Source organism: Desulfovibrio sp., from assembly GCF_035644575.1.
Classification (GTDB): Bacteria; Desulfobacterota; Desulfovibrionia; order Desulfovibrionales; family Desulfovibrionaceae; genus Desulfovibrio.
In genome coordinates, this window is sequence record NZ_DASQOG010000226.1 from 1 (window position 1) to 9,474 (window position 9,474).

The 9,474-nt window shown below is 60.0% G+C and carries 10 protein-coding genes; 4 read left to right on the top strand and 6 right to left on the bottom strand.

Going from position 1 to position 9,474, the window contains the following annotated elements; translation table 11 throughout:
• Nucleotides 1-40: 40 nt before the first annotated feature.
• Together VEZ52_RS12705 and VEZ52_RS12710 are read left to right on the top strand one after the other, a co-directional pair.
• A complete protein-coding gene (locus tag VEZ52_RS12705; protein ID WP_324837148.1) occupies nucleotides 41-2,776 on the top strand; it encodes a mechanosensitive ion channel family protein in 2,736 nt (911 codons plus the stop codon).
• Nucleotides 2,777-2,914: 138 nt separating this feature from the next.
• A complete protein-coding gene (locus tag VEZ52_RS12710) occupies nucleotides 2,915-3,262 on the top strand; it encodes a cupin domain-containing protein (protein WP_240823585.1) in 348 nt (115 codons plus the stop codon).
• A gap of 80 nt (nucleotides 3,263-3,342) precedes the next feature.
• Here VEZ52_RS12710 and aldA read toward each other — a convergent pair whose 3' ends face one another.
• On the bottom strand, nucleotides 3,343-4,776 hold the full coding sequence (aldA, locus tag VEZ52_RS12715; RefSeq protein ID WP_324837149.1) for an aldehyde dehydrogenase: 1,434 nt from the start codon (nucleotides 4,774-4,776) through the stop codon (nucleotides 3,343-3,345).
• 176 nt (nucleotides 4,777-4,952) lie between these two features.
• Nucleotides 4,953-5,786, bottom strand: coding sequence for an Mrp/NBP35 family ATP-binding protein (locus VEZ52_RS12720; protein ID WP_324837150.1), 834 nt, complete (start codon nucleotides 5,784-5,786; stop codon nucleotides 4,953-4,955).
• Between the two features lie 148 nt (nucleotides 5,787-5,934).
• Between VEZ52_RS12720 and VEZ52_RS12725 the strand changes: the two genes are divergently transcribed.
• Both VEZ52_RS12725 and VEZ52_RS12730 read left to right on the top strand, forming a co-directional pair.
• Complete coding sequence (locus VEZ52_RS12725; protein WP_324837151.1) at nucleotides 5,935-6,342, top strand: DUF5320 domain-containing protein; 408 nt, start codon at nucleotides 5,935-5,937, stop codon at nucleotides 6,340-6,342.
• Between the two features lie 86 nt (nucleotides 6,343-6,428).
• Entirely contained in the window at nucleotides 6,429-6,797 is a 369-nt protein-coding gene (locus VEZ52_RS12730; protein WP_324837152.1) for a DUF134 domain-containing protein, read from the top strand.
• 151 nt (nucleotides 6,798-6,948) lie between these two features.
• Here the strand turns inward: VEZ52_RS12730 and VEZ52_RS12735 are convergent, their stop codons facing one another.
• Genes VEZ52_RS12735 through VEZ52_RS12750 form a run of 4 tightly spaced genes read right to left on the bottom strand, consistent with a single transcriptional unit; the run spans nucleotide 6,949 to nucleotide 9,386 of the window.
• Nucleotides 6,949-7,419: a YbaK/EbsC family protein gene (locus VEZ52_RS12735; RefSeq protein ID WP_324837153.1), complete on the bottom strand. Its 471-nt coding sequence runs from the start codon at nucleotides 7,417-7,419 to the stop codon at nucleotides 6,949-6,951.
• Nucleotides 7,420-7,474: 55 nt separating this feature from the next.
• The gene (locus tag VEZ52_RS12740) at nucleotides 7,475-7,903 is read right to left on the bottom strand and encodes a DMT family transporter (RefSeq protein ID WP_324837154.1); all 429 of its coding nucleotides are present in this window, start codon (nucleotides 7,901-7,903) and stop codon (nucleotides 7,475-7,477) included.
• A gap of 13 nt (nucleotides 7,904-7,916) precedes the next feature.
• The gene (locus VEZ52_RS12745; RefSeq protein ID WP_324837155.1) at nucleotides 7,917-8,375 is read right to left on the bottom strand and encodes a VOC family protein; all 459 of its coding nucleotides are present in this window, start codon (nucleotides 8,373-8,375) and stop codon (nucleotides 7,917-7,919) included.
• A 57-nt stretch (nucleotides 8,376-8,432) separates the two neighbouring features.
• Nucleotides 8,433-9,386 (bottom strand): carbohydrate kinase family protein, encoded by a 954-nt coding sequence (locus VEZ52_RS12750; protein ID WP_324837156.1) that lies wholly within the window; start codon nucleotides 9,384-9,386, stop codon nucleotides 8,433-8,435.
• Nucleotides 9,387-9,474: the final 88 nt, after the last annotated feature.

A 9,474-nucleotide genomic window follows, 5' to 3' on the forward strand; every position in this document is an offset into this window, starting at 1 on the left:
ATCCACCTTCAGGGACAACCGACTGTAATCTGAGGATTCCATGCACGCACCCAAATTGCTGATAACCGCCCTTTTATTGACCCTGTGCTGTGCCCTGGCCTCTCCCGCCGTATTTGCGGCGGAACCGACCCCCGCCGCCAAGCAGGATTCCCCCAAGGCAGACACTGCCAAGCCTGACACTGCCAAGCCCGATGCCGCCAAACAGGACGCCCCCAGGGGCGACAAGGCTGACAAGGCCGACAAGCCCGCCTCCAAAACCGATGCCAAAGCTGATGCAAAAGCTGATGCAAAAGCTGACGCAAAAGCTGACCAAAAGGCTGACGACAAAGCTGAGGCCAAGGTTGACACCAACGAAGAACCCGCCATCGCCACCCTGCCCCTGCGCGACCCTTGGGAAATGGTCTGGAGCGGGCAAAAGGCCATGCTCGATGAAATCACCCAGAAGGCCACGGCCATGGGGGATACCTTTGCCCAGCGGTCAACCAATCTGAGCCAGAAGGTTCAGCCCTTTATGGAAGAAGCACGGCGTCTGCTGGTGCTGCTCAATACGTATAAAAACTGGCCCAACCCCGTTGAAGCTGTCAGCCGCCGCATCACGGCCACGGTGCTTGATCTGCGCAAGGTGCTTGACCCTGTGCTGGTTGCGCGCACCGAAGCCCAGGCCCTGCTGGAACGCGTGGGCTATCTGGCCGACAGCATGCCTGAAGACCTGCACGATGGCAGCCTTAGCCCGGAAATGCAGGAATACGGCAAAACGCTGGCGCTCACCCGTCTGCGCCTCACAGCCGTGCTGGCCCAGTACGACTCGGCCCTTGCTCCTGCTCTGGCGCTTATCAAGCGGCTGGAAAAGATGCAGGAAGAAATCAACGCCCAGATCCCCCTGCTGTGGAAGAACTATTATCTGCAAAGCCCGGTACCCTGGCTCAGCCCCGATGCATGGGCCGACTTTGGGCGGCAGATGCACTATTCGGTTCAGGGCATGATCCTGCGCCTGCCTGTGGAAGTTCCTGTCACGCTTGAACGCTGGGGTACGGCAGTGCTGCGCTTTATCCTCGGTCTGCTGCTTACCGGCGTGCTCACGGTGCTGCTGTACCGCCGCTGGGCCGCGCAGGACAAGGACGAAAACAGCACCCTGCGGCATGTTTTCCGCGTGAGCCTGCCCTGGCTGTGCGTGGGGCTGGCATTTCTCGGCAGTTCCATGTCCGCATCCGGCGAGTTCTTTCGCCTGTTTCTGGCCCTGGGCAACTTGTGCCTCATTGTGGCCCAGATACACCTGGCATGGGACCTGCGCCTGCTGAAATACCCCGAGGTGCCGCGCCAAAAGCCGCCCTTCTGGATACTCATTCAGCCAACGCTGTGCTCATACGTGCTGCTCTATCTGCCGCTGACCAAGCCTCTGGTGCTGGTTATCTGGCTGTGCATCGTCATTATTTCCATTGTGCGGCAGCACCGCAGGCCCAAGCTTGATCTTGGCCCCATGCATGTGGAAACCAGCGTGCTTGAATGCGAACCCATTGTGCTGTGGATATGCCTTGTGCTGACCCTGTCCGGTCTGCACATCTACAGCATGGTGCTGTACCTGCTCTTTGTCTCCTGCTCGCTGGCCCTGCAACTCTGCATGGGCGGCATGTCTCTTGTCAGCAGCCTCAACGACAAGCTGCCTCAGGAAGGCGTGCGCGCAGCCCTTGCTCACCTTGCCGTGGCGCTCTCCGCCCCGGTGGTGCTGGTTGCGGCCTTTGTGGGCGTTTCGCAGTGGGTCGGCACATTGCCCGGCGGCATGTATCTGCTCCAGCATTATGTTCTGCGCGGCGTCAATGTGGGCGCTACGCAATTCAATGTTGTGCACCTGCTGCTCATCATCACCATGTTCTACCTCACGCGCACGGCGGTTGCCATGGGTTCGCGCTTTCTGGCGCGCCTGCCCAAGCAGGGGCTGGCTATCGACGCCACGCTCATTCCGCCCATGCAGACGGCCTTTACCTATGCGCTGTGGTGCTGCTTCGGCCTGTTCGCCCTGCGCGCCGTGGGCATGGAGCTGAGCAACCTCGCCATGGTAGCCGGTGGTCTTTCTGTCGGTATCGGTTTCGGCATGCAGACCATCGTCAACAACTTCCTGTCGGGTCTGATACTGATCTTCAGCCGCACCCTCCAGGCGGGCGATGTGGTGGAAGTGGGCGGCACCCAGGGCCGCGTGCGCAAAATCAGCGTGCGCGCCACAATGGTGGAAACCTTTGACAATGCCCTGATTATTGTCCCCAACTCGGAATTTGTGGCCAGCCGCCTTATCAACTGGACGCGCAACAGCCGCACCGTGCGCAGGGAAATCAAGGTCGGCGTGGCCTATGGCTCCGATGCCAATGCGGTGATGAAAATCCTGCTGGCAACGGCCAACGCCAACAGCAACGTGCTCAAATATCCCCCGCCGAGCGTGGCCTTTGCGGATTTTGGGGCCAGTACGCTTGATTTCAGCCTCAAATTCTGGGTGCGGGATTATGACGTCTCTGTTTCCACAGCTTCGGACATCCGCGTGGAAATCGAGCGCGAATTCCGCGAACAGCGCATTGAAATCGCCTTCCCGCAGCTTGACGTGAACATCAAGGAACTGCCGCCTCGCACAAGGACGCCTCAACCGGCGGCGGAACCGCGCGCAAGCAGAAGACGCGCGCCGCGCCGTCCGCGCAAGGTGCTGCCTGCCGGAGCCAAGGGCAAACCGGATGGCAAAAATGCGCCCGTTGTCGCCCCCGATGACGGAGACGATGACGAGAACAACAGTTAAGCGCCTTCCGCGCGAATGATCGCCGCAGCAATGCCCGGTTATCACGCGGGCATGCGGGCGGCCTTGCAAATCAAGGGAACGCGCTCTTGCAGCCCAGTTTTAACCGGCGCATCCGCGCCCGAACCACAGGAGAACACCATGATCAACCGCGCTGATGCTCTGGAATGCTTTGAAAAAGAACTTTTTGGCGGGCCGGGCGCTGTCCATTTTACCAAGATCGTCAATGAGAACGGGCTGGCTGGCAAAGGCCGTCTGTTCAACATCGGTACGCTCAAACCCGGCTGTGCCGTGGGCAACCACAAACACAACGGCGAAATCGAAATATACTACATCCTTGAAGGCGAAGGCATGTACAACGACAACGGCGTTGAAGCCCCCGTCAAGGCTGGCGACGTGACCGTGTGCAACGATGGCGAAAGCCACGCCCTGCTCAATACCGGTTCCACAGATCTCAAGATGGTGGCCCTGATCCTGTTTACCAAGTAAACAAATCCGCCCCATATATGAAACAGACGAGGCCCCTCAGTGAGGGGCCTCGTTTATTTTAGCATGTCTGCATCTGACCGTTAATACTGAATATAGGCCACATGAGTCTGGAGGTATTCCATGAGGCCGTGCTTGCCGTCCGCGCCGCCAATGCCCGACTTGCGCCAGCCAGCATGGAAGCCCTGCATGGCCTCGAAGTTTTCGCGGTTCACGTAGGTCTCGCCAAACTTGAGACGGTTCACCGCTTCCATGGCCGTGGATACGTTGGTGGTGTAGATGGAGGACGTCAGGCCGTAGTCGCAGTCGTTGGCAAGGGTCAGGGCTTCATCCAGATCGTGGAAGGTCATCATGGGCAGCACAGGGCCAAACACTTCGTTGCGCACGATCTCCATGTCCTGACGGCAGTTGCGCAGCAAGGTGGGCGTGTAGAAGTAGCCGGAATCCCGGTCTGCGGGCGCGCCGCCGACAACGGCTTCCGCGCCGTCCGCTTCCGCGCGCTTGACCATGCCGCTGATCTTTTCAAGATGCTCGGCGCTGATCTGGCTGCACATGTCAGGTGCCGGATCGTCAAAAGGATTGCCCAGACGCACGGCGGCAAAGGCAGCCGCCAGCTTTTCGGCGAACATGTCGGCCACGCTTTCGTGCACGTAGAGGCGTTCCGCGCAGTTGCACACCTGCCCGCTGAACACCGTTCGCGAGGCCGTGACGGCCTTGACCGCCAGATCCATATCCGCATCGGCGCAGACAATGGCTGGGGCCTTGCCGCCCAGTTCCAGCGAGACCTTGGTAATGTTCTGCGCGCTAGCGGCAATGATGCGCTGCCCGGCCTCCACGCTGCCTGTCAGGCTGACCATGTCGGTCATGGAGCTGGAAGAAAGGGCCTCGCCCAGGGTGCCGCCGCCGCCCGTGACAAAGTTTACCACGCCAGCGGGCAGATCCAGTTCCATGAGCAGGCTGGCAAAATGCATGACCGTGGCAGGGGCAACACTGCTGGGCTTGATAACCGTGGTGCAGCCCACGAGCAGCGAGGGGGCGACCTTGCGCGCCATGACAAAGAAGGGGAAGTTCCACGGGCAGATGCCCACCACAACGCCAATGGGCTTGCGGTACAGCAGGATATTTTCGCGCGGGCGGTCGCTCTGGATGATCTCGCCCTCGTAGATGCGCGCCCATCCCGCATAGTAGTCAAAATACTCGGCGGTGAGGTCGATTTCTACCTGGGCCAGGGGGTGGGTTTTGGCCTGTTCCTCGGCGAGGATACGCCCAAGTTCCAGCCTGTGCTTGCGGATAAGATCCGCCATTTTTTTAAGGTATCCGGCGCGGGCCACCGCCGGAAGCGCCGCCCAGGCATCCTGCGCCCTGTGCGCGGCTGCAAGCGCCGCCAGCCCGTCCTCGCGCCCGCCGTTGGGCGTCTGGGCCATTATTTTGCCAGTGGAGGGGTTCTCCACCTCAATCATTGCAAAGCCTGTCGGGGAAACCAATTTGCCGTTGATGAATTGTTGGTATGTACGCATGGTTGCTCCTTGGTTTGTGCAAGCATAGGCACACATGGCAGCAAAGGTAAAGATGCTCCCTTTTTTACGTATTCAGCAAATGCGCATGGCCGCAAGGTGGGCCAACCGTGCAACGGCTCCCTCACCCTGCGGCCATGCGCAACAGACGCCACACAGGCGCTACGCTGTACGCGATTTTACATGCGGGAAATCACGGCCAATGCACCGTCCATAAAATGCTGGTCAACATCCTCGATGGCGCCCTTGTCACAGGCCTGTGCAAGGGCAGGATCAATGGGCAGGCGGGCAAGCACCTTCAGGCCGTGCCGCTGGGCCACGGCATCAATATGGCTCTCGCCGAATATCCTGTATTCCTTGTTGTTATCCGGGCATTTGAAGTACGAGTAATTCTCCACAAGCCCAAGGATGGGAATATCCATCTGGCGCGCCATATCAATGGCTTTTTGCACGATCATGCTCACCAGCTCCTGCGGCGAGGTCACAACCACAATGCCGTCCACCGGCAGCGACTGAAACACGGTCAGCGGCACATCGCCCGTTCCTGGAGGCATGTCCACAAACATGTAGTCCACATCGCGCCAGACCACGTCCGACCAGAACTGCTTGACCGCGCCGGCAATGATGGGCCCGCGCCAGAGCACGGCGTCGGAATCGCCGGGCAGCAGCAGATTCATGGACATGATGTCCACCCCGCCCTTGCTGCGCTCGGGCACAAGGCCGTCGCCCTCAACATGGGCCTTGCCCGTCAGTCCGAACACGCGCGGGATGGAAGGGCCGGTGATGTCCGCATCAAGGATGGCGCAGTGTTTGCCCTGCCGGGTCAGGGCTACCGCCAGCAGGGATGTGACCAGCGACTTGCCCACGCCGCCCTTGCCGCTGACAACGCCTATTACCTTGCCAACACGGCTTTTGGGGTGCGGTTTGACGCGAAAATCCTGCGCCTCCTGCCCCTCGCTGCGCTCGTTGCACTGCTCGCCGCAGGAGCCACACTGATGATTGCAATCACTCATGGTTCATTGTCCTCTCGGAATGGTTAGCTTTCAGAAGCATTTTTTCAGGCAACTGGGCTTTGCCTGTTTTTTATTATTGACATATGTCATAAACACACATACTCCTGTTTATGACATATGTCAATAACTGCAACATAAGGAGGACAACATGCCTCGTTTCGATCACACAGGGCCGGAGGGCAATGGTTCGCGCACAGGGCGCGGTATGGGCAGATGCGGCGGCAAGGCTGCCAACGCGGCAGGACGCGGCATGGGAGCTGTGCCTGATGCGGGCCAGCCCGCAGATCAAGGAATGGACGCAAGCCAGAACATGGGGCAGCGCATGGGCCAGAATATGGGCATGGGCCAAGGCCGCTGCTGCCGCCACGGACAACGGCACGGCAACAGGGGCGGCAACTGCGCCATGAAAGGGCAGGAAGCAGGCCAGGGCATGGGCCGTGGCCAAGGGCGTGGTATGGGGCGTGGCATGCAGCAGGGCAACGGCCCCGCAGGTCGGGCAGAAAGCTGCGGCGTAGGCCCTGCGGCAGGCAGTGACGCCGCGGGCAATAACAGCTAAAGTGACCGTATATGAATGAGCAAGGCCGCCCGGCCAGTGTGCGCATCCAGTGCGCGCCATTGCCGGACGGCCTCCAAGAGGATTGCATGCCAAGACCAAAAAAATGGCGCAAAGTCTGCTGCCTGCCGGAAAACCGCAACTTTGGGCCGCTGCCGGGCTTTGAACAGAGCACCCCGCAGGCGCAGCAGGAAGTCATCATGACCGTGGATGAATATGAGGCCGTGCGCCTCATTGATCTTGAGGGCATGAATCAGGAGGCCTGCGCTGAAAAAATGCGCATTGCCCGCACCACCGTGCAGAGCATCTATGCGGAAGCGCGCAAAAAACTGGCCGACTCGCTGGTAAACGGCAAGCTGCTGCGCATTGAGGGCGGGGATTATGAATTGTGCGATGGGCACGGTACACGCTGCGGCGTGGGCGGCTGCCATAGACGGCGTGGCGGTTTTGGGCAGTAGCGCATAAAGCCAGCCCACCGGGAGAGCTCTGATGCAACAAGCCGCAGATGAACGCCCCGCCCGCAGGCGCGGCAAAAACACAGCACCCGCAGGATCTCGCGCGGCACATGCCGCAACGCAGTATCATCCTACGAGCGCATCAGCAAAAAAATCAGGCTTCTTCGTTCTTGCACACGTCCACCCACACGCCTCCCGTGATCCGCTCCAGCTCCGCCAGAGTGAGCCTGGCGGCATTGTTGGGCGCGCCCGCAGCCGGATACACGGGATCATAGCGCTTGAGGCTTTCGTCCAGATACACGGCAACGCCCTCGGGCAGAGCAAAGGGGCAGACACCGCCCATGGGATGCCCCACCTGGGCTTCCAGATCTTCCGGCTTGATAAAACGGGCCTTGGCGTGAAAGGCGTCCTTGAACTTGCGGTTGTCCAGCCGGGCCGTGCCCATGACCACCAGCACCATCGGCGCGTCATTGACGCTGATGGACAGGCTCTTGGCAATGCGCCCCGGCTCGCAGCCAATGGCCTGAGCAGCCAGATCAACGGTGGCGCTTGAAACTTCAAACTCCCGGTATGCCTCTTCAAGACCATGGCGGGCCAAAAACTCCCGCACTGCATCAACGCGCATTTCTTTCCCTTATTTTTGCTGCAACGCGGGCTTCTGCCGCGCGCCGCAGGCATTATCAGCGGCGCACCACAAGGGCAATGCCCGCCAGCACCAACACCAGCCCAAGCATTCTGCGCCAGTCAAAAGGAATGGCATTGAGGCCGAACCAGCCGTTGTGGTCAATAATGGCCGCCATAACAAGGTTGCCAAAAATCATGGCGACGAGCGTAGCCAGCACGCCAATACGCGGCGCGGCCAGGGTTGTGCTCACAACCATGAACGCGCCCAGCACCCCGCCAGCCCACTGCCATGCAGGGGTTTCAATTACGCGGAACACATTGCCCCGCCCCATCAGCAGAACCGGAACAGCCAGAAAAGCCGCGCCTATGGCAAAGGAAATAAGCCCGCTTTCCAGCAGCCCCACCGTGCGGCTCAAGGCCGCGTTGATGGGCGGTTGCAGGGCCACAATGCAGCCCGCAAACACAACCAGCGCAATGTAGTACATGCCGCCTCCCTGCTCAGGCCGTTTCCTCCGCCGAAGCCGCTTCGCGCAAAAAAGGCGTGTGCGTAACAGCCATGAGTATGCCCTCCGGGCTGAGGAATCTGGTGACGGTCTGCCCCCAGGGTTCTTCCTTCAGCCGGAGAAGCAGCTCATAGCCGTTCTGTTCAAGAATGCGCGTGGCGGAAACAATGTCTTCCACATCAAGCTCAAGCCAGGCCTGCGGCACTGGCAGACGTTCCGGCCAGACCTCCTCGCCAAAGCAGGAGAGCGCGGCCTTTTCCAGCGGCCAGAGGGCGAAGTGTTTTACGCCCTCCAGACACTGGGAATGCCAATAGCCTTCGTAGCCTTCTTCATGGCGCATGGGCAGGCCCAGCACCTTTCTGTACAGCTTGCCGCTTGCGTCAGGGTCGGCCACTACCGGGCCAAAACCAGCCACAAACAGAACCCGTATACCTTCAGGAAGCTTGTTCTGCATGGTTTACTCCCGGTTTACAGCCCGTTGGGGTCATCTGCCGCAGGGGCTGCCTGACGCTTAAGCCAGAATGCCTTCGGGCAGGGGGCCAAACACGGATTCATACCGCTGCCGGAAGACTTCAGGCGAATACTCGTGTTCCTGCGTGCCCATTTTTTCAAGGCAGAAGCTGGCGCTCACAGAGCCGATCTTGGCGGCTTCAGGCATGGAAAGCCCGTGCAGCAGGCCCTTGAGCAGACCCGCGCGGTGGGCGTCGCCCGCGCCTGTGGGGTCGAGAATCTGACGGGGAGGTACAGCGGGAATGCGCGTTTCCGTGCCGTCCGCGCCGCGCACCAGCGCGCCGTCCGCGCCGAGAGTGGTCACAAGCCACAGGGTGCGGCCCACCAGCTCGTCTTCGCTCTTGCCCGTAGCCTTGCAGATCATGTTCAGTTCATAGTCGTTGGTGATGCAGGCAAAGGAGCCTTCAATGGCCGCCAGCAGATCATTGCCGGTGAGCACGGGCAACTGCTGGCCGGGGTCGAAAATATAGGGAACGCCCTTTTCGCGGTAAAATCCCGGCAGGCGGCGCATGTCTTCCACATTGCCGGGGGAGATGATGGCAATGTCCTTATCACCATCAATGGCGGGGAAGCTGTAATCGGCGGGGAGGCTCATGGCGCCGGGGTAAAAACCGGTGATCTGGTTGCTGTTGAGGTCGGTGGTGATGTAGCACAGGGCGGTAAAGATTTCTTCCGCCCGGCGGATACCTTCCAGCGGCAGCCCCATATTTTCCAGCACAATGGCGTAAGGGCCAAAGTCGCGCCCTGCGGCGGCAACGATGGTGGGTTTTTCGCCAAGCAGGGCCAGAGAATAGGCAATATTGCCCGCGCAGCCGCCACGCCGTTCATCCATGCCGTCCACCATGAAGCTCACGTTGATCATGTGCAGCTTGTCCATCAGGATGTGATCCTGAAAACTGCCGGGGAAGGTCATGATGCGGTCAAAAGCCAGTGATCCTGAAACATAGATGGACATAGTTTCCTCTTGATGACGTGACGGATGAAGGTTGGTCAGGCCGTGGGCGGCAGACTGTTTTCTGTAATCCAGCGCAAAAAAGGCTGAT